Source organism: Pantoea sp. X-Soil-TKNS-1280 (assembly GCF_059730475.1).
In genome coordinates this window covers 84,675-104,532 of sequence record NZ_AP035965.1, presented here as the reverse complement: position 1 = coordinate 104,532, position 19,858 = coordinate 84,675, and the positions used below count along the sequence as shown (strand labels likewise).

Here is a 19,858-nt window from a genome sequence, read left to right as displayed (position 1 = left end):
GCAGCGATTTTCGCTGCCCGCAAGATATCAGGCAGGAACCGGCGTCACCAGTGGCTCGCCAGCAAACCACGCATTAACGTTCGCCATCACCAGCTGTGACATTTCCCGACGTGTCTCCCAGGTGGCACTCGCCATATGCGGCGTAATGACCACGTTATCGCGCTGCTGCAACGTCACGGGCACGTTTGGTTCATCAACAAATACATCCAGACCCGCACCGGCAATCACCTTATTGTCGATCGCGTTAATCAGCGCCGCTTCATCAATCACACTGCCACGGGAAATGTTGATGAGGATCCCCTCAGAACCTAATGCTGCCAGCACCGCCTGATTGACCAGCGCTTTTGTCTCTACCCCACCGGGAACACACACCATCAGAAAGTCACTGTCCTGGGCGAGTACTTGCAGATCCGCAATATAGCGCCACGGCACCCCCGTCAGCTCGGTGCGGTTGCTGTAGGCAATTTCCATATCGAATGCGCTGGCGCGACGGGCGATCGCCTGCCCGATACGCCCCATGCCGATGATACCCAGGCGTTTGCCGGAAACTTTGCGCGTCCACTGGAAACCGCCTGACGACCAGTTCCCCCGCTCGATGAAACGCTGTGCGGCAACGATTTGACGCGAGGTTGCCAGCATCAGGCCAATGGCCAGATCGGCCACATCATCGGTCAGCACACCCGGTGTATGGGTGACAGCCACACCAAAATCGCGGGCTGCTGAGACATCGACACCATCATAGCCCACGCCAAACACGGCAATCAGCTTTAACCCAGGCAATGACTGCATGAACTCGCGTGTCACTACCGCTTCGCCATTAGTCACCACCGCAGTGACCTCACTGGCAATGGCGGCGAAATCGGTAGCGGTCATTTGCGCCAGCTCACAGAGATCATAACGTTCTCTCAATTCCTGCGTCAGGGCATCAGGCAGGCTGGCTTGTTTCAGGACTTTCTGTTTCATGTTGTTATTCCGTTATGAAAGGCGCGAAGCCGCACGTTTACTCACATCAGGCTGAGACGGACGCGAAATCATAATGCCGATAATGCCCCCAATAATCAGGGCCGCCGCGACAATCATTAAACCGTAGTGATAACTGTTGGTGGCATCTTTTATTTTGCCAAGAATGGGAGGCAAACCAAGGCCGACAAAGTTGGCAACGGTATTAATAAAAGCGATGGAGGCCGCCGCCGCCACGCCTGCCAGTTTTTCGGTGGTCACCGCCCAGAAGATCGGGGTCAGGGCAAAATTAAAGCCGACAGTCAGGACCAGCATGACATAGGCCACCAGCAGATTGCTGGAATAAATGGCCAGAGTTAGCGATAACCCTGAAAGAATCAACGGTAAGCCCAGATGCCATGAACGCTCATGGGTGGTATCAGAGTGACGGCCATTAAAATACATAAACAGACAGGCAAAAATAAACGGCACCGCCGAGAGCAGACTGATGACAATATTGCTCTGCTCACTGGCCATACTTTTGATGATCAACGGCAGGAAAAGCGTTATCCCTATTGAACCAAACGCCTGCAGAAACCAGACCAGGCTCAGTAACAACACGGTTTTATTTTTCAGCGCGCTTAACCAGCTATGCTGCGCGCCAATTTCAACACTGGCGTTATCCCGCGCCAGTTGCGTTTTCAACCAGCCCTTTTGTTCCGTTGATAACCACGCTGCATGGTCAGGAGATTGCGGCAAACGCCACAGCACCATAATGCCCAACGCGACCGCCGGAATACCTTCCAGTGCAAATAACCAGCGCCAGCCCGCAATGTCAGCAATACCATGCATATTCAGGATGGTGCCGGAAATGGGTAACCCAATAATGGAAGCCATCACAGAACCCATATAGAAGAATGACATGGCGCGTGCACGGTTACTCTTCGGAAACCAGCAGGAAATGTAATAAATGATGCCCGGCGTAAAGCCTGCTTCGGCCATTCCCAACAAAAAGCGCATCACATAGAGCTGCGTGGGAGTCTGAACCAGCGACATTCCGGCGCTGACGATGCCCCAGGTGATCATAATGCGCGCAATCCACACTCGCGCACCGACTTTGGTCATGATCACATTGCTGGGAATTTCGAACAGGATGTAAGAGATATAAAACATCCCGACACCCAGACCATACATACTGGTACTCAGACCCAAATCGGCATTCATTTGTAATGCAGCGATAGAGATATTGGTTTTGTCGAGATTGGCAACGAAATAACAGATAATGATAAACGGAATAATTTTCGTATTTAGTTGCTTTAGGGTAGCACCGTACAGATCGTTGTTCATGAAACAAACCTCGATTAAGATTTAAACAATAACAATCCCTCTGACCGTAATCAGCATCTTTTAATTTAATGATTAATTAATGTGACATTCCCTGAGTAACACCCGCCAGTATTGATTGGATCTATTCAATGACGTTTCCTCAATCTTTGCACCGGGTTAACGGTTGATCTCACTACACTTCCGCACCGGTCAATTTAAAATCAATTAAAATCAATACCATAATAAAACCTTCCATCGTTTGATGTTGAGATTGTAGTACAATTTGTTTTTATGGTACTGCAATTTAGATCACAAAAACGACAATTTATGGATGTTAAACCCGGTTGTATCTGCTCTTGCCAGAGAGGGAAAAGTCAACCGCCATCAAAAGTCTGCTGTGGCGAAGAAAGTGCAGATGTGACAACACGTGGAATTTTTTGTTCTCTTTTTCCAATCTCAGCGGCGTATTGAATAATCTGTGCCATACTTTAACTTTCAGCAATTTCATAAAATCCGTTACAACAATAAATCACCTCTTTTTCAACTGGAGTCTAAGAAATTTAATGCCGTTAAAAGACCGATTTTGCTTTGTTAAAACAAAAGACAAGCTGGAACCACACTATAAAAACATTGTGCAATTTGCACTTGAACATGCCAGCCAGTCAGGACGGAATTTACGGGTTTGCGTTCCTGTGAAGGCTTCCTGCGAAGAATATTTAACCAAAGCGTTTGATGAGCCGACCTACAGAATACTGCATAGCAAAAAGCAGATTGTGGTTTCAGGAGTTAAGGTCGGGTTGTTCTCCACACAGACACTCAGAAAAGAACATATCCTGCTTGATGCCATCTACCTGGTATTTTTTCCGAATGCTGACTTACTCAATGCCATAGAAACACAAGGCCGCAGAGCCACTGTCATTGTGTTTAGCGAATCGGATAAAGAAGGCCAGACAATCAGTAATTGGGTGAACCGCTACCAACCCAAGCCCGTACGCCTGAGACAAAAAAAGACGCTGGCAGTGTGAGCAAGATAAGCCAGTAATTTGGGTTAAAGGACTATTCATATCGGCAGATCAAACCTCTGCCGTATTTAGTCAATCCTGAATAATAATGCCACTCTTTAGCCCTTTAATTCCGCTATGCGGAACTGAGACCGTTTTGCGTAATCACGGCTGAACTAACCACCTGAAGCAAACTGCAGAATTCATACCCGGTTGTATTATCCTAAGAACAACCAGATAAAAATCGTCTTGTTAAAACTCAAAAAAGAAGAGAATTGTCTTTTTTTTCCCCGATGCTGTTGATGTCCATTGGGATTTTTCTTTATTGAAACTAATATCAGACCTCCAGGGGACCAAAAATAACTTAAGAGTTACTTTAATGTTTAATCGCATGATATCAGGCGTGGCGGGTGCCATTCTGTTAACTTTATCACCATTAACTATGGCAGCCAGCGCATTACCGACACCGAAAGAAGCTGACTGGGTCGCCAAAGAATTCACCTTTAACAGCGGTGAAAAACTGAAAGATCTGCGTATTCATTATTTCACTTTGGGTGATCGCAATAAACCAGCGGTATTATTACTTCACGGTACTAACCAGCCTGTTAGCGCATTACTGGCTCCGGGATTCGCTGGAGAGTTATTTGGACCGGGGCAGGCGCTGGATATCAGAAAATATTTTATTATCATCCCGGAAGGTATCGGCTCAGGTAAATCATCCAAGCCTTCGGATGGCCTGCGGATGACATTTCCGCACTATGATTATGACGATATGGTGACGGCCCAATATCGCCTGGTTAAAGAAGGGTTGGGTATTTCGCATTTACGCCTGGTCATGGGTTATTCAATGGGCGGTATGCAGACCTGGCTATGGGGAGAGAAATACCCGGCGATGATGGATACGCTGGTGCCGATGGCTTCGCAGCCTAATGAGTTGTCCGGTCGTAACTGGATGCTGCGCCGTATGTTGATCGAGTCCATCAAGGGCGACCCTGCATGGGCGGAAGGCAATTACCACCAGCAACCTCCTGCGCTGAAAACCGCCAACATCATGTTCAGTATTGCCACGACGGGCGGCACGCTGGCTTATCAGCACAAAGCGCCAACGCGTGCGCTGGCAGATAAGCTGGTCGATGAACGTCTTGCTGCACCTGTCACCGCGGATGCTAACGACTTCATTTATATCTGGAATTCATCGGCGGATTACAATGCGTTGCCAGATTTAAAGCGCATCAAAGCGCCGATGCTCATTATCAATTCAGCGGACGATGAACGTAACCCGGTTGAGACCGGTATTCTTAAGGGCGAATTGCATCGGATTAAAAAAGCTGAATTGCTCCTTATCCCGGCCAGTGCCGAAACCAGCGGGCACGGCACCATGATGCAGGCAAAATTTTATAAACAAAAACTCAAGACTTTCTTAGCCCACGCGCCCAAAACCCAGGCTAAGCACTGAGTCAGCTATCTGACAGGAAGCAACGCAGGTTGCTTCCTGTTTTTTTAATAATGGATTTGTTTTCCACAGCATTCATCATTCAATCGTTAGCAGGGAATACTCTATGTTTCGTCGAATAAAGATCCGTACTGCACTCAGCATGATGGTTTTTTCACTGACTGCATTGTTATTGTTCGTGGGCATTCTGGGATTAGTTGCCGTGCAGTCAGGGAATAAATCCTTTGCTACCGTCGATACCGAAGTGTTACCGGGTCTGGTTGCACTGAATGAAAGTTCTGAACTGTTATTACGCGGACGACTGGATTTACGGTTATATGAATCCCTGATGGGGAGCGGCGACACTGAAAAAGCTAAAGTCGCGCTGGAACGTGCCAAGGGCAAAATCGATACTGCCAGCGCGAAGTGGCAGGACTACCTGAAATACCCGCAATCCGCCGAGGAACGCCCGATTGCCGCTGAAATGGCGTCCACCCGTGACGCGCTAATGAAAGAGTTTATTGATCCGGCTTTTGCCGCCCTGGAGGCGGGCAAACTGGACGAATATCGCCAACGAGCCGGAAAATCGACGGCACTGTATGGTGCCTTTGATAAAGCATCAAAAGCCCTGGTGGCCTTCAAACTAAAAAGCATTGATGTAGCCTACGATGACTCCAGCGACCGGGTAAAACGTATGGAGTTTACCCTGTACTTTGCCATCGCCTGTGCGCTGGTGCTGGCCGGACTGGCCTGGTCGGTGATGACCAATCTTATCGTCAAACCGTTAAATCATGTGATCACGGTGTTTGACCGTATTGCCGAAGGGGATCTTCGTGCGCGCATTGATATCTCAGGTAAAAACGAGATAGCTCAGTTATTTGCCGCCGTACAGCGTATGCGTGATGGACTGGAAAACATGGTACTGATGGTGCGCAATGGCACGGATGCTATCGGCTCAGGCGTGGAAGAAATCGCTTCCGGCAATATCGATCTCTCCAGCCGTACCGAACAGCAGGCAGCGTCACTGGATGAGACGGCTTCCAGTATGGAGCAGATTATGGCGACAGTGAAAAACAACGAAGACAATACCCGTAAAGCCAACTCGCTGTCGCAGAAAGCCTCGAACTCTGCTTCCCGCGGGGCAAACGTGGTGTCTGAAGTGGTTGCCACCATGAGTTCAATTGAGAAAAGCTCGGCCAAAATTGGTGATATCGTAGGTGTTATCGACGGTATTGCATTCCAGACCAACCTGCTGGCACTGAATGCGGCTGTAGAAGCGGCGCGCGCCGGTGAAGCAGGCCGCGGCTTTGCCGTGGTGGCTTCAGAGGTGCGTGTCCTGGCACAGCGTAGCGCCACCGCAGCGAAAGAAATCGGCACCATGATCAATGACTCGCTCAGCAATATCGAGCAGGGTTCCGGCCTGGTGAAAGAGGCCGGGGTGACCATGAATGAAGTCATGCTGGATGTGAAAAAAGTGGTCGATATCATGGATGAAGTGATGCTGGCCTCCGGCGAGCAAACCCGCGGCATCTCGCAGATTAATATCGCCATCCAGCAGATGGACGGTGTGACTCAGCAGAATGCCTCGCTGGTGGCCGAAGTCGCCACTGCGGCCAGTTCCCTGCAACAACAGGTAGTGAATCTGCAACAGTCGGTAACTCGCTTCCAGGTCGATAACGATCAGACCACGCTGGCCACTGACCTGTATACGGGATCACAGGATATGGCGCTGATTAGCATCAATTAAGCGGTTTTCGCTCAGAACTGACAGTCACCGTTGATTGATGCCGGTGACTGTCAGCTTAATCATTCCCTTCACCCGACTTATCCATCTCTGATTTTTATGTCTCTGCTCGCTGTGACATGAATATTCATCTGAAATCACAGCCTTCTCTTTGCCACAGCCGAAGCATCGTCGGGCAGTTCTCATAAATTTATCAGAGCGGACCAACCTCAGGTCATCCAGGCTAGCTTCAGCTTAAAAGGAGGAAAGCGATGCCTATTGGACCCACCCCCCATGGTACTTCCAGTATTCCCAACAGTTTTGCGTCATCATCTGCCAGTCCACAAAGCACATGGCCACTGCGGCTGATACATAACGCCTACACCTGCATGAAATCCTTGTGGCCCACCCTGCCTGCCATTCACCAGGACGCAGCATTACAGGAATTTAATCGCCTGGCCGGAGGAAGCGGATTCGATGATTATGATGCATTGCTGGCCGCTATCCGCAACAACCTGCACGACTTCCTGGCGCAACCCGTTGCCAGGCCAGCCAGCGCCCCACCGCTAAGCTGGCAACGGATGTCTGAAGATGTACGAACATTGCTGGCCGCAAAATACCAGGGATTTTGCGATGGATCGGCAATCCTGCCGATGCAGGTGTTACTGAGCGATGCGCAGGTGCTGGCAAGGTTACACAAGATTCTTCCCTTTATCAGCGATGCCGCCGTCCTGGCGCAGCTCCCTTCCCGTTATCCTCATCTCTATCATCTGCTGATGCGGGAAATTTTTCAGGCGGGTGATAAGCCATTGATGGAGGCCGTCCCCGGCGCGGGCAAACAATTAATTGTTCGCACCCTGGCTGCGCTTTATCCCTTACCCGCTCTGCTTATCCATGTTATCAACGCCGTCAGACTCGCGCCGGTGCAGGGCATCAAACCCCTGGTGCTGGCTGGCGATCAGTACGCTACCGGCAGATTGCTAAGCAGTGGCCGGAATAATGCCAGGCATCCGACACCTGTCACGTTCCCACACCTTATCACCCGCTGGCGGGACTGGACATGCCGTCAGCTCTCCCCCTCCCCCGTCGTATTATCAGAAGAAGCGCCTGAACCGATGGTCATTACGCTGAAGTTAACCGCTAACTCGGTACTTAACGATCAGCATGACGGCCATCCACTGCGGCTTGCGCCACAGAGCTGCGCTGACTTTCTGCGGCCCGATCACCACTATCCCCGCTGTGCAGCGGACCAGCCAGTGACGCTCATCAATGACACCGCCCCGCTGCAAGTTCGTGGCGTCGTGACATTCGAACATTTCGTTGCCACCAACAACCAGGGTTTGGTGCAGGAAGGTACGCGTATTGTGACCAGTGAAGCTGCGGTGATCATTCACGGTTGTCACATCCCGCAGAGACAAAGCCCAATAGCGTTACATCAGCTACAAAGGCAAATGCGCCCCTGGTCGTCAGCTGCGCCACAAAAAACCGTACTCACCTCCGCGTTGCAACCTGTCATTGGCACCTCCTCCTCAGCAGGCGGATGGATTATATCCAGCGTAGATGCCGAAGAGACCACCACCTTATACCAGCCTGACTGGTGGAAAGTGGATAAGCGCGGCTTCGCTGCCGGTTTTGTTCGTAAGCTCGAATTTGAAACCGAACCTGCGTCAGCCAGCACGCCCAAAACCATCAGCTGGCCCGGCTGGGTAGCGGCCAACCCCAACGCACCGACGTGTATCGTTGCCCCTGCGCCACTCACTGCCACCGGCCTGCGCGATATGATCAATCAACTCAGCCAGCGTATCGAAACACTGACGATGCGACAGCTTGCTGACTTGCTGGGAGAAACGACGATTCTGACCGCCTGTGACCACTTGGTGTCATGGGATAGTCAACATCACCGGCTGCATATCGATCCAGCACAGGCCGCAGATTTTATTGCCCGGCTGCCCGATGTTGCGGCATTCAAACCGCACCCGGAAGCGATCAGCGCCTTCGTGCAATCCACCAGAGGCAGTGCCGCACTGGCACGCCGTTTGCTGCTGGCGTTAGACCATAGTCTCGATGGGACTGGCCGCCCGTTGCTTATCAGCCTGCAACAATTCAGCCAGCGCATAAAACCCACCACCACCACCTGGCGCGACCTCGCTACGTTACTGCTGGATATGGAGCAGGTATTTAGTCGCCATACGCGCAAGGCGATTGCAGTGACGGTCAGTGAGCAGCAAGCCCAGGATAAGCTGGTGGCCAAACTGGATTTTCTGATGCTGACCATGATGCGGCAGGAATACCCGATGCTAAAACTGTGTGACCACCCCGATCTCGCCAGCGAACGTTGCCTGTCACGCGCCGGATATCAGCGGGCCGTCGCAGCGCACGAAATCCAGAACGAGCAGGTTCTCAATCAGGCCAGCGGTGAAGATCTGGAGAGATTCGGCTCGCAACTGATGTACCGGCGTCCGGAACCCGCATTACTGGCAGAATTTGCCGCAACAGATAAGCTGTTCTTCAACCCGAAAGAGGGAATGCACCAATATCTGACCGGGATGCAGCTGCAACAGCAGCAACTTATCCACTACCATTTGTACGCCAGCAAGCTGAGAGAACTGATCAGCCATCCAACCGGCAATACAGTTGCTATCACCGAAACTTACCATGCGTTACGCGCCACCATCAGTGCATGGTATCAGCGGGTGCTGGAAGATCTGCCTACAGACGACCTGGCGGTTTATCGCGCACAAGGCATACAAATGTTTATGGTGCGACTGGAGCACACTAGTGGTGACAAGACTGAAACATCCTGCGTTGGCTGCTATCTTTATGCCAGCCGCGATCTCACCTCGCGCGCGCTGTTTATGACGCCGATCGCCCCGATGAACAGACCGGGGCATCCGGGTAGCTTTGATGCCAGCGATGAGTTCAGCAGCCGCGATCAGGCACAATCCATGCTCAACGGCGCTGGCAAAGTGGATATGCTGACGCGGCTATCTCCGGCAGCGTTGCCGCAGATAGCCAGCTATCGCTTTCTGGTTGATGCGCAAGTGCAGATTAACCCTGGAGACGCCTCAGCCATTGCCCGGCAAATCAGCGAATATCAGTTCCCCACTCTCCCTGCCGCCATCTCCCCTACGGTGCAGCCGCCCAATCTGCTGGAGATATTGTATGGCTTGAATCCCGTCACCCGTTGCTACAGCGCGCTCAGGTCCGCCGTGCTGGGAGAGTCGCTGAAAAATATGGCGCTGAGGTTCGTGGGTTGTGCCGTCAGCATCCTTCCTGAAGAGGAAGCCGCGAGTGAAATCGAGCAGGCTGGCGTGTACGCCCTCAACTCTGTTTATCACTGGCTGGTGAATAGCGTCATGGACCATCCGGCTCTCCCCACCGCTCCCCCGCTCGCTGTCACGCGGGCTGAAGCTGGCCTGGTGGATGATAGTCTGGTGGGCGCAAAGCTCTGCTCCACCGCTGCGTTTCAGCCTGGTTTCGGCAGGGAACTGCTGCGCCGCTCCCTGCCACTGAACGATCTTCCTGCGGGTTTTAATCTCACCGGCGTAATCTGGGACGAATTCACCGATCAACTGCATTGCAACGTCACCACCCCCGCCGGGGCAAAAATTTACCTGCTGGACCAGAAAAATCAGTATTTATTGCCGCAACCAGAAACCGCGCCACCAGCCGGACTGGGCATCCCGCTGGCCGAATTCTGGCAGGCGCTCAGCGAGCAGCGACTCCCGGCCTTAATCGCCAGCTTATCGCCCCTTTCATCGCTGCCATTGAGGTTCAGCACAAAAGAGGTAAACAACGCCGAACAGGATATCGTCTATAACCAGCTGGACCCCGAGAGCTTCCCACCAAACTGGCGCTACCAGCGCAGCTGGATAAAAACCGATCCACATCCGCAGCTGATTGTTGAGTTCAGAAATGCCTCCGGCACCCCGGTTTATGTCCAGCCGAACCATGCCGGTCAGTGGCGCAGCTGGCAACCAGCCAGTCCGCTGGCACGACAAAGCCGTGATACCGTTTCACCAGAGCCGTTGTTCTTTGATGCCCTTACGCCTTCCTCCAGCGGCTATCAAACCGTGGCCCCCTACGCTTCGTCGGCACGTATCGATGCGGTAGAGGAAGTGGCACGTCTGCTTCCTGAGATCCCGGCCCCGATGCTGTTAAAAAAGATTCATGTGAAATCCCTGTTCCGAAATATTGCCTCTCGGCTGCACCCGACCTTTGCGCAGTTCGGTGGTGGCACCGCGAAACGCCTGGTGGAGGAATTAAGTACCTGGCGTAAACCACTCACCGATGACGCCGTCAGAACTTTAGAAGAGGCTTTAAGCAATTATAAACTCGTCCATTATCTGAAAGGGAATCAATCCATTGATGATTTTGTGGTGGACATGGAACATGTGTTGAATGAAAGGAAGAGGATTGCGGTGCGTTACAATGATTTCCTCATTAAATATCACAAATATTACCAGGCGCTGAAAAAGCTGGAACACATTATTATTGACGAACAGTCTGCGCTTAAAACATTTTTAATCAAGCTTAAGAAGACCCTACTCCCCAGCCCTTCTCCCTTTATTCTCAAAACCCTCGATGAAGAACAATTACTCAGAAAGTATCCGCAGGAAGTCGAAGCGATTAAGAGTGCCATACACGAGGTGCATTACAGTTCTGACCTGGCACTCGCCATGGTGAACCCCGCTGAAAACCCAGGCGGCATGTTGAAATACATGAAAATGTTCTTTGTAAAAAGAAACATCGATAGCAGAGATGTGGCGTTTTTTCAGAAGAATTTCGTCAGTATCCTGGAAAAAACCAATGCACTATCGCTCGATAAAATACATATCGTCGAGGATCGCTTCCTGAGCGATGGGCGCATCCCCGCGAACTGCGCCAGGCTGGTACTAGAAAAAATGCTGTTAGGCACCAGCGTCGTCGGATATACCTCAAGTAAGGATGATTACCAACGTATCTATTTAATGTGGCATGCCTTAAAAAGCATGCCAGCGAAAGAAATGGCCAATGTGTTTATTCATGAAGGAGAACACAGCGCTATGAGCCATCAGGGTGAGGAATATATCGGCTCAGAAGTGTATCTGGACGCAGGCCACCCGCTAAAAAAACTGACCAGTCGCGGTATGAGCGTGCTGGCAAAAAACCTGATGTCTGATGTGAATACTTTCAAAGATTACCTGCTGGAAGATGATCAATTCCTCGACGCCTTTCTGACCCATTTTTATGAATTTACCCACGACCCGGCGATGAAAGAAAAAATAGTTCATTTCCGCAGCCGATACCTGCCAGATAAAATCACCGCCAGCAACAATAAAAGCAAAGAAAATAATGCAGATAAATATCATCTGTTCACACCTATCGTTGAATCCGCATTCTTTAATATTAAATATATGATTGAATTTACCCTGCGCAATGCAGACTGGCTGCTCAGTTTCCTTGGCATGATGTTGGGTTATGCGAAAAAAAACGCCCGCCCACAGGTGCATTCGGTGCACAAACGCGAGGCAGATACCGAACAAGCCGCGTCGTCACCGGCTTTTTACCACCAGCTGACAGAAGTTAACGCCACAACGGATATCGCCCATAGCTTGTTTCGGCAGTTTTTTGTGATGTACGTCAGAAGCTGCTCACTGGAAGAATAAGATGCCCGGTCAATCAATCAGATTGCCAGGCAATCCACTAACTGGTCGCCAGCGATACTGCTTTGCGCAGCCCATTCACTCCGGATGAATGAGCAGGCGTGACCAGCGCGTAGTTGTAGTGCTGATCGCTCCAGTATTGCGCCATCACGTCTTCGGCCTGGCGTTGACCATGGGGTAACTTAACCGGCTCCAGTGGCCGGATATACCAGCCGACTCGGGTGCCCTGCGGATCCTGATACATAATCAGTGCAGCGGGCCCCTGCGCCGTTGCCATCAGACGCGCCCCCACCAATTTAAAACCAAACTGTTCAAGATTGGGCGGTGGATTACCATTGATAAAATAGCGCGACACCCAGCTGGTCAGTTCTGCGTGCTGGCTTGCCACCACATCCATCGGCGTTTGCGTCTGATTATCGAAGATCTTATAAGCCTGCACCGCATCTTCCATTGGCTGAGGCGCAATCGCCACCTGCGAATCCTTCAGTTGCCAGCCCGCCAGGCCACCGATACTCACGGCCACCACCAGCATAAAAGCCATCGACAACTGGCGCAGGCGCTGTTGCCGCATCCGACGCCGCAGATGTTGCGGACTGGGCCGATCAAAAGCCCAGGCCTGCCGACTCATTGCCTGACGTAATTGCTGTGCATCGGCCCGCCAGCCAGCAACCTGCGCGGCCGCTTCCGGATTCGCCTGCAGATAACGTTCCACTTTCTCTGCCGTTGCTTCATCCGCCTCGCCATCCATCCAGGCATGGAGATCGTTTTCATCCGGTGGCAAAGTCATTTCAGTCTCCTCAGCGGTAACGGCGTCGCCTTACCTTCTAATTGCTCATGCAGCAGCTTTCGCCCCCTTGAGAGCCGCGACATTACGGTCCCCAGCGGGATATCCAGCGTTTCGGCCGCCTCTTTATAGCTCAGGCCCTCGACGCTCACCAGCAATAAAACCACGCGATAGTCGGTGGGGAGTGCGGCAAACACCGCCAGCGTATCGTCAGCAATCGCCATCGCCTCACTGGATTGCGCAAACATCTCCTCACCGGTAAAAAAAGTCAGCAGTTTCATATAGCGTTTGCGCCGCCGCTCACCATCAATAAATTGCCGGTAAAGGATGGAAAACAGCCAGGCACGCAGGCTCTGTTCGCCATCATTCTGGCGCTCGCGGGTTAACGCTTTCGCCAGACAGTTTTGTACCAAATCCTCAGCACTGTGCGGGTTACGGGTCAGCCACAACGCAAATCGTTCCAGATGTGGCATTACCTGCCGGATTTCATCATCAGTTAGCTGTGACATGGATATCCTTTAGCGTCTGCGGCTGCCTGACATACTTTCAAACACCCCATCGCGCAGCACCAATGCATGGAATAACGCGGCGGCTAAGTGCATCATCACGGTAAGAAACAACACCAGCGCCACCGCCGTATGGAGAGGACGAAGTATGGCATACCAGTCATTATCCACGGGCAGAATAGCTGGCAGAATCACGCCACCGCCTAACGAAACCGGGTAGCCCGCCGCTGACAGCATCGCCCAGCCAATCAATGGCTGAATCAGCATCAGTGCATACAACACCCAGTGCGACAAATGCGCGATACCACGCTGCCAGGCAGGGATCGAGGACGGTAACGCAGGCGTAGCAGTATAAAAGCGTAGCCACAGGCGCACAAACACCAGCACCAGAATCATGACTCCCAGCGGTTTATGAATCGCCACCAGCAGACTATGCAGTGATGACACCGTTGCCACCATCGCCACACCAATAAACAACATCGCCACAATTGCCGCCGCCATTAACCAGTGAATGATGCGCAGCGCAGGGTGAAAATAGCTAACCTGTTTCATAAGTGCGTTCCCGCCTGTTGAGACTGTTCACGCGTGCGCAGATTGTAGGATTTGGCATAGGCTGCTGAGCGCGCATTGAGTAAAGGATCGTCTGATGCGGCAATGCCATCAGGCAGAATCAGCGGATCGTAATTGATGTCATTACACGGCCCCTGCTGCTGAGGAACGGCGCGCGTTAACACTAACGTACCGGCGTTGATGGTCTGGCGATCGGCAGGCCAGACTCTGGTCGCATTGCTGCCATCATCACCCGGTTGTGCCACGGTGATCACCAGATCCCATTTCAGCGGTCCCTGCCCCAGGCGTTTTGCTATGTCCTCCTGCAGGAAATTTTTGTCTTCTTTATCCGCCGCGCTGATCGGCTGATATTCGGTATGCGGCACCATGCTCCAGCGCACCAGATGTGCGTTACCCGCTTTATCAACAAATCGGAACGCATTCAGGCTATTGAAGCGATCGCTGGCCCAGCTGGAAGAAGGGGTATAGCTTTTTGCCCAGGCAGCAAAAGCCTTAAATTCAGGATGCTGACTGACGAATGCCGCGACTTTTTGCGGATCGGGCTTGCCGGTGGCGGGATCGGGTAAGGTGGCGGTTTGCAGCGCATAAAACCCTTCCGGCGTCGCCACCGGGAACAGCGGCATGGCATTCATACCCGTGCGCCATTGTTCACCGTCCGCCAGCTGAAATGCCAACGCCATGCTGCGCACCGGTACGGCATAATCCGGCGCGGCGGGATTTCCGCCAGCGATGGCGAAACGTCCGGTGACCTGCGTTTCTCCCGGCGCAAAGATCGCCGCCCGCGATAAGGCACTGGCATTACCGTTGGAGACAAAGTTACCGATCACGCAGATCCCTTTAGCATGGTTGCGACGGTAGCCCGGATGGTCGCCACCCGCTTTTTGCAACACCGCGACCAGTTTGTCGGCCGTCAGACGTTGTGGCGTCAGCCAGCCGCCAGCCCACAGAAACAATACGATTAAAACCAGTGGAACCAGGCCAATCAGCAACAGTCGCCGTATTTTCTGGCCGGTAGAAAGTGGAGTTGGAATCATTTTTTTGCTCACCCTGCTCACATTGAGCCCATAAGACGAATGGGCAGAAGAATTATTCCCGCAGGATGGAAAAATTTTTATCTTTGCTATTTATGAGCCAGATTAATTAACCCTAGCGTATTTTACTCATAATTGAATAAATCAATCCGCGTTATGCTTTTCCTGAATCAACGCGAAGGAAAACATCATGCAAGCAGTAAAACTGAATAACGGAATCGAAATGCCCCTGCTGGGCTTTGGCGTATTCCAGATGACTGATGCGGCAGAATGCGAACGCGCGGTTATTGATGCGATTGAAACCGGCTACCGTCTGATCGATACCGCCGCCTCGTACCAGAATGAGACCCAGGTGGGCAATGCCCTCAGACAGAGCGGTATGGCGCGTGAGGAACTGTTCGTTACCACCAAGTTGTGGTTGGGAGATGCCAGCTACGCAGGGGCAAAAGCCCAGTTTGAGCGCTCGCTTAACCGATTGCAGCTCGACTATGTCGATCTTTATTTAATCCACCAGCCCTACGGTGACGTGCACGGTGCGTGGCGCGCCATGGAAGAATTACAGCAGGCCGGTAAAATCCGCGCGATCGGTGTCAGTAACTTTCAGCCGGACCGGCTTGCTGACCTGATGGCATTCAATCACGTCGTTCCCGCCGTCAATCAGATTGAAGTTAACCCGTTCAATCAGCAGTTGCATGCCGTTCCCTGGATGAAAAGCCGGGGTATCCAGCCAGAAGCCTGGGCACCTTTTGCCGAAGGCCGCAATGGTCTGTTCCAGCATCCACTGCTGACCGCCATCGGTGAGAAGTACGGCAAAAGCGTAGGTCAGGTGGTTCTGCGCTGGATTTTTCAGCGTGGCGTGGTTTCGCTGGCAAAAACCGTGCGCAAGTCACGCATGGCAGAAAACATCAGCGTCCTCGACTTTGCCCTCACTGAAGAAGAAATGCTGCAAATCACCGCGCTGGATAGCGCAACCAGTGCCTTCTTCTCTCATCGCGACCCGGCGATGGTGGAATGGCTGACAAAACGCAAACTGAGCGTTTAACCCATCGTAAACATGGGAGTTCCCCACGAGGAGTAACCTAATGCAAAAACGTATGCTCGGAAATTCTGGCCTCGAAGTATCCGCTCTGGGTCTGGGTTGTATGGGGCTCAGCCACGGTTATGGCCCGGCAACCGATACCCGGCAGGCGATTGAGCTTATCCGCGCGGCCGTTGAACGCGGCGTGACCTTTTTTGATACGGCTGAGGTATACGGCCCTTACCTCAACGAGGAAGTGGTGGGTGAAGCGTTAAAACCCTTCCGTGATCAGGTGATCATTGCTACTAAATTTGGCTTCACTTTTGGTGACGATAATAAGCAGCAGATCTTAAACAGCCGACCGGAACATATCAGAGAAGCCGTCGAGGGATCATTGCGCCGCCTGCAAACCGACGTCATCGACCTGCTGTATCAGCATCGCGTCGATCCGGCGGTACCCATTGAGGACGTCGCCGGTACGGTAAAAGATCTGATTCAGGAAGGTAAGGTCAAACACTTTGGTCTTTCCGAAGCGGGAGCGGCCACCATTCGCCGCGCGCATGCGGTGCAACCGGTAGCGGCATTGCAAAGTGAGTATTCAATGTGGTGGCGCGAACCGGAGCAGGAAATCATTCCTGTGCTCGAAGAGTTGGGGATTGGCTTTGTGCCCTTTAGCCCGCTGGGTAAGGGATTCCTCACCGGAACCATCAAGGCAGGCGCGACCTTTGGCGAGAATGATTTCCGCAGCAAAGTGCCGCGTTTTGCCGCAGATGCGATTGCCGCGAATGAGCAACTAGTGACGCTGCTGACCGCGTTAGCGGCAGAGAACGCCGTCACCCCGGCGCAAATCGCGCTGGCATGGCTGCTGGCGCAAAAACCCTGGATCGTGCCGATTCCCGGCACCACGAAACTGCATCGACTGGAAGAGAACCTCGGTTCTGTTGACGTTTCGCTTTCAGCGGATGCCATGGAAAAAATTACCCAGGCGCTGGAAACCGTAAGAATTGTCGGCGAGCGTTATCCGGCACATTTGCAGTCGCGGGTGGGTCGCTGACGAACACAAGGGAACCTTTTCCGGTTCCCTTGTGATTTTCATATTAAGCAATATCTGCTGGTAAATAATGAGTATAGAAAATGAGAACACAAACTGTATGCCAAAAAAAAACGATCACTTGGGGGTAGTTATTTATTGATTCTTTAATTTTATAAACTGAGAACAGACGAGATACAGTGCAGCACATCCTGCATAATAATACATCATGGTGCTATAACCGTAATGTTGCACGATTATCCCTGATACTATCCCTACGGTTGCGCCCCCTACCTGGCCGGAGAAGTTCAATACACCACCAACAAAACCAATATTTTTATGGGGAGCAATCATTCCCGGAATTAACCAGTACAGACCACCAAACATCTCAAAATAAAAACCAATGCAAATCACCGCTACGGCAACGAAAGAACTTTGGATATGCCCCAGAGACAACAATGACAGTAGTGACACGGTACCTGAAGCCAGGAATAACAGCCTTAGTGTCCTTGAGAACGTTGCTTTCCCTCTGAATCTGTCTGAAATTATTCCTCCACTAATCTCACCCAATGTCCCAGCCAGAAAGATGAAGAAGGTAGCAAGGCCAGAATATTGCAGGCTCATCCCCCTTTCATGTACCAGATAACTCGGTCCCCATGTCACCAGACCGAAGAACACCATCGCAAATCCCATACGCCCCAGGAACATAAACAGAATCGACAGTTTATTACTTTTTCCGACGCTATCACCGTCAGAAGGCACGCCAGCATGATGAGTATTCTCATGGGAACTGCTGCTTATGAATTCCAGTTCTTTTTCAGTAATCGCCGGATGCTCATGCGGATGCTCTTTGACCCGACGATATACCAGATAAGCGATCACCATACTGATAATACCTGTAATCAAAAACGCAGCACGCCAGGAACCAAACCAGACAATTAAAGACGAAACGATAATCGCACCGACTGCTGAGCCTAAAGCAGCACCGCTATCAATCAGCGTAATACCGCGACTTCTCTCTGAACCCGGCAACCACTGAGCGACAATTTTATTCGCTGCGGGCATAAAAGGAGCCTCAAAAGCGCCCAATCCAAGACGGCTGAGAATAAGTGTAAAACCGCCCATTGCCAGGCCGCCAATGGCGGCAAAGAAACCCCAAAAAATTGACGTTACTCCCAAAACCCGTTTCGCACCGATCCGGTCAACCAAATAGCCGCCCGGAAGCTGGAATGCGCAATATGCCCAAAAAAAAGAACTTAAGATAATACCCTGTACTTCAGGGGAAATTGAAAAGTCTTTCGTAATCCCCGGCATCGCAAGTGACAATGATATTCTGTCAATACAGTTAATTGTGTATAACACGAATATCAGCGTTATCACCCGCCAGCGCGTACTCATTCTAATACGTTTTACCGAATTATTTTCATAGGTGACGGACATTTTCTTATCCTTCTGGAGTATTTTTAAAGTACAATGATAATAAATCACCACTGCACTATTTATCAGCTCACATTAACCACAACCCCTAATATATAACAACAGCATCCGCTTCAAACAACAAATCAGGATTCGCCAAAGCGCTGACTTCAATAAAAGTATTGGCAGGACGATTCCCTTCCGGCATGACTTCTTCCCTGATTTCACGCATCAAAGGTAAAGCATGGTGAATATCTGTAGCATAATAAGTTATTTTGACAACATTCTCCCAGCCAACGTTTAACTCCTTCAGGCAAAGTGACAGATTCGTGTATACCTGCCTGATCTGCAATTCAAGGTCACCTCTGCCAACAATATCGTTATTTTCATCAACGGCTATCTGTCCTGAAATATGAACTATAGTCCCTGCCCCTGACACAATATGACTCCAACCGCTACCCGACGGCAAGCCCTTAGGTTGTACAATATGTTTTGGACCAATCATTTACCTCTCCCCCGATATATAACGTCACAATGAGTTAATAACGATGACACCCTTTCCTCTGGAAACACAGGGAGTCATTAATGTTTTTCGTTCATCTTCGGTCAGACATTTATCCTTATGAATTATCTCACCTGAGACAATATCAATGATGCAACTGCGACATGTGCCTGCTTCACAACTAAAATCCAGATCAACACCATCATCCAGCAGAACCTGCAATAAGGTCTTATTTTCAGGAACCGTTAAAATATGTCCACTCCTTGGTATTTCTGCGGTAAATGCGTCTCCCAGATCTTCTCCTGTCATGACGGGTGCCGAGAAGTACTCGGAAAATATCGCTCCTGCCGGCCAATGATGAGTAGCACGACAAACCGCCTCGCTAAGTCTTGCCGAACCACAATAATATAACGCCGTGTTCTTTTTATAGTTACTCAGAATGTCTTCAAAATTCGCCCTTCTCCCCTGCGCAGAACAGTAAACTTTCAAGTCGATGGGGAAATGCCTCAGTTCATCAAGAAAAGCCGCGCTTTCAATATCTCTGACACAATAATGTAAGCTGACTTTCTTATTTTTATCTGATAAAAAATACAGAAAACTCAATAATGGAGTGATCCCTATTCCTCCGGCGATAAAGACATAACTATCAAAGTTGATGTCAATATTAAAATCAGGCTGAGGATAGGAAAGATATAAGATATCATCTTTATGTAGCTGATTGTGTACATATTCAGATCCCCCTCTCCCCTGTGCTTCCCTCTTCACCGCTATCTTATAGATATTGCTATCAGGGTTGCCACATAGTGAATATTGTCGGCTTAACCCCTTTTTCAACCGAAGTATAACATTCGACCCAGGCAGATAAGCCGGAAGTTTTTCCCTGTCAACCGGAGAGAATTCAAGTGATAAAATATCTTTGGCCACTACGCTTACAT

Annotated in this window: 15 protein-coding genes; 6 read left to right on the top strand and 9 right to left on the bottom strand. The window is 50.9% G+C overall.

Features of this window, described 5'->3' with window-relative positions:
• Window positions 1–27: 27 nt before the first annotated feature.
• Together AC6I8X_RS25695 and AC6I8X_RS25690 are read right to left on the bottom strand one after the other, a co-directional pair.
• Entirely contained in the window at window positions 28–963 is a 936-nt protein-coding gene (locus tag AC6I8X_RS25695) for a 2-hydroxyacid dehydrogenase (RefSeq protein ID WP_313682653.1), read from the bottom strand.
• A gap of 12 nt (window positions 964–975) precedes the next feature.
• Complete coding sequence (locus tag AC6I8X_RS25690) at window positions 976–2,286, bottom strand: MFS transporter (protein ID WP_497841885.1); 1,311 nt, start codon at window positions 2,284–2,286, stop codon at window positions 976–978.
• Window positions 2,287–2,828: 542 nt separating this feature from the next.
• On the opposite strand from AC6I8X_RS25690, the gene AC6I8X_RS25685 reads away from it, so the two are divergent.
• The 4 genes from AC6I8X_RS25685 (at window position 2,829) to AC6I8X_RS25670 (ending at window position 12,069) form a co-directional block, all read left to right on the top strand.
• Entirely contained in the window at window positions 2,829–3,290 is a 462-nt protein-coding gene (locus AC6I8X_RS25685; protein ID WP_313682649.1) for a hypothetical protein, read from the top strand.
• Window positions 3,291–3,645: 355 nt separating this feature from the next.
• The gene (locus AC6I8X_RS25680; RefSeq protein ID WP_497841884.1) at window positions 3,646–4,722 is read left to right on the top strand and encodes an alpha/beta fold hydrolase; all 1,077 of its coding nucleotides are present in this window, start codon (window positions 3,646–3,648) and stop codon (window positions 4,720–4,722) included.
• Between the two features lie 103 nt (window positions 4,723–4,825).
• Complete coding sequence (locus AC6I8X_RS25675) at window positions 4,826–6,445, top strand: methyl-accepting chemotaxis protein (protein ID WP_497841882.1); 1,620 nt, start codon at window positions 4,826–4,828, stop codon at window positions 6,443–6,445.
• A 248-nt stretch (window positions 6,446–6,693) separates the two neighbouring features.
• Entirely contained in the window at window positions 6,694–12,069 is a 5,376-nt protein-coding gene (locus AC6I8X_RS25670) for a hypothetical protein (protein WP_497841881.1), read from the top strand.
• A 37-nt stretch (window positions 12,070–12,106) separates the two neighbouring features.
• On the opposite strand, the gene AC6I8X_RS25665 is transcribed toward AC6I8X_RS25670, so the two are convergent.
• From AC6I8X_RS25665 to AC6I8X_RS25650, 4 genes are read right to left on the bottom strand one after another with little or no spacing between them, the layout of a single operon-like run.
• Window positions 12,107–12,853, bottom strand: a complete 747-nt coding sequence (locus AC6I8X_RS25665; protein WP_497841880.1) for an anti-sigma factor family protein — start codon at window positions 12,851–12,853, stop codon at window positions 12,107–12,109.
• On the bottom strand, window positions 12,850–13,359 hold the full coding sequence (locus AC6I8X_RS25660; RefSeq protein WP_313687833.1) for an RNA polymerase sigma factor: 510 nt from the start codon (window positions 13,357–13,359) through the stop codon (window positions 12,850–12,852). Before AC6I8X_RS25660 ends, AC6I8X_RS25665 begins: the two co-directional genes overlap by 4 nt.
• A 9-nt stretch (window positions 13,360–13,368) precedes the next feature.
• Window positions 13,369–13,908 (bottom strand): cytochrome b, encoded by a 540-nt coding sequence (locus AC6I8X_RS25655; RefSeq protein WP_084879716.1) that lies wholly within the window; start codon window positions 13,906–13,908, stop codon window positions 13,369–13,371.
• The gene (locus AC6I8X_RS25650; protein ID WP_497841879.1) at window positions 13,905–14,960 is read right to left on the bottom strand and encodes a catalase family peroxidase; all 1,056 of its coding nucleotides are present in this window, start codon (window positions 14,958–14,960) and stop codon (window positions 13,905–13,907) included. Before AC6I8X_RS25650 ends, AC6I8X_RS25655 begins: the two co-directional genes overlap by 4 nt.
• A 187-nt stretch (window positions 14,961–15,147) precedes the next feature.
• On the opposite strand from AC6I8X_RS25650, the gene AC6I8X_RS25645 reads away from it, so the two are divergent.
• Both AC6I8X_RS25645 and AC6I8X_RS25640 read left to right on the top strand, forming a co-directional pair.
• The gene (locus AC6I8X_RS25645) at window positions 15,148–15,999 is read left to right on the top strand and encodes an aldo/keto reductase (RefSeq protein ID WP_497841878.1); all 852 of its coding nucleotides are present in this window, start codon (window positions 15,148–15,150) and stop codon (window positions 15,997–15,999) included.
• Window positions 16,000–16,039: 40 nt separating this feature from the next.
• Window positions 16,040–17,029, top strand: a complete 990-nt coding sequence (locus tag AC6I8X_RS25640; protein WP_497841877.1) for an aldo/keto reductase — start codon at window positions 16,040–16,042, stop codon at window positions 17,027–17,029.
• 132 nt (window positions 17,030–17,161) lie between these two features.
• On the opposite strand, the gene AC6I8X_RS25635 is transcribed toward AC6I8X_RS25640, so the two are convergent.
• The 3 genes from AC6I8X_RS25635 to AC6I8X_RS25625 form a co-directional block, all read right to left on the bottom strand.
• Window positions 17,162–18,445 carry an MFS transporter gene (locus AC6I8X_RS25635; RefSeq protein WP_497841876.1) on the bottom strand — a complete coding sequence of 428 codons (1,284 nt, stop codon included), beginning with the start codon at window positions 18,443–18,445 and terminating at the stop codon, window positions 17,162–17,164.
• Window positions 18,446–18,530: 85 nt separating this feature from the next.
• Complete coding sequence (locus AC6I8X_RS25630) at window positions 18,531–18,926, bottom strand: RidA family protein (RefSeq protein WP_497841875.1); 396 nt, start codon at window positions 18,924–18,926, stop codon at window positions 18,531–18,533.
• A 24-nt stretch (window positions 18,927–18,950) separates the two neighbouring features.
• Window positions 18,951–19,847, bottom strand: coding sequence for a PDR/VanB family oxidoreductase (locus AC6I8X_RS25625; RefSeq protein ID WP_497841874.1), 897 nt, complete (start codon window positions 19,845–19,847; stop codon window positions 18,951–18,953).
• Between the last annotated feature and the right edge of the window lie 11 nt (window positions 19,848–19,858).

Coding starts and splice junctions, on each gene's coding strand:
- AC6I8X_RS25695 (WP_313682653.1), bottom strand. CDS start 963: ATGAAACAGAAAGTCCTGAAACAAGCCAGCCTGCCTGATGCCCTGACG.
- AC6I8X_RS25690 (WP_497841885.1), bottom strand. CDS start 2,286: ATGAACAACGATCTGTACGGTGCTACCCTAAAGCAACTAAATACGAAA.
- AC6I8X_RS25685 (WP_313682649.1), top strand. CDS start 2,829: ATGCCGTTAAAAGACCGATTTTGCTTTGTTAAAACAAAAGACAAGCTG.
- AC6I8X_RS25680 (WP_497841884.1), top strand. CDS start 3,646: ATGTTTAATCGCATGATATCAGGCGTGGCGGGTGCCATTCTGTTAACT.
- AC6I8X_RS25675 (WP_497841882.1), top strand. CDS start 4,826: ATGTTTCGTCGAATAAAGATCCGTACTGCACTCAGCATGATGGTTTTT.
- AC6I8X_RS25670 (WP_497841881.1), top strand. CDS start 6,694: ATGCCTATTGGACCCACCCCCCATGGTACTTCCAGTATTCCCAACAGT.
- AC6I8X_RS25665 (WP_497841880.1), bottom strand. CDS start 12,853: ATGACTTTGCCACCGGATGAAAACGATCTCCATGCCTGGATGGATGGC.
- AC6I8X_RS25660 (WP_313687833.1), bottom strand. CDS start 13,359: ATGTCACAGCTAACTGATGATGAAATCCGGCAGGTAATGCCACATCTG.
- AC6I8X_RS25655 (WP_084879716.1), bottom strand. CDS start 13,908: ATGAAACAGGTTAGCTATTTTCACCCTGCGCTGCGCATCATTCACTGG.
- AC6I8X_RS25650 (WP_497841879.1), bottom strand. CDS start 14,960: ATGATTCCAACTCCACTTTCTACCGGCCAGAAAATACGGCGACTGTTG.
- AC6I8X_RS25645 (WP_497841878.1), top strand. CDS start 15,148: ATGCAAGCAGTAAAACTGAATAACGGAATCGAAATGCCCCTGCTGGGC.
- AC6I8X_RS25640 (WP_497841877.1), top strand. CDS start 16,040: ATGCAAAAACGTATGCTCGGAAATTCTGGCCTCGAAGTATCCGCTCTG.
- AC6I8X_RS25635 (WP_497841876.1), bottom strand. CDS start 18,445: ATGTCCGTCACCTATGAAAATAATTCGGTAAAACGTATTAGAATGAGT.
- AC6I8X_RS25630 (WP_497841875.1), bottom strand. CDS start 18,926: ATGATTGGTCCAAAACATATTGTACAACCTAAGGGCTTGCCGTCGGGT.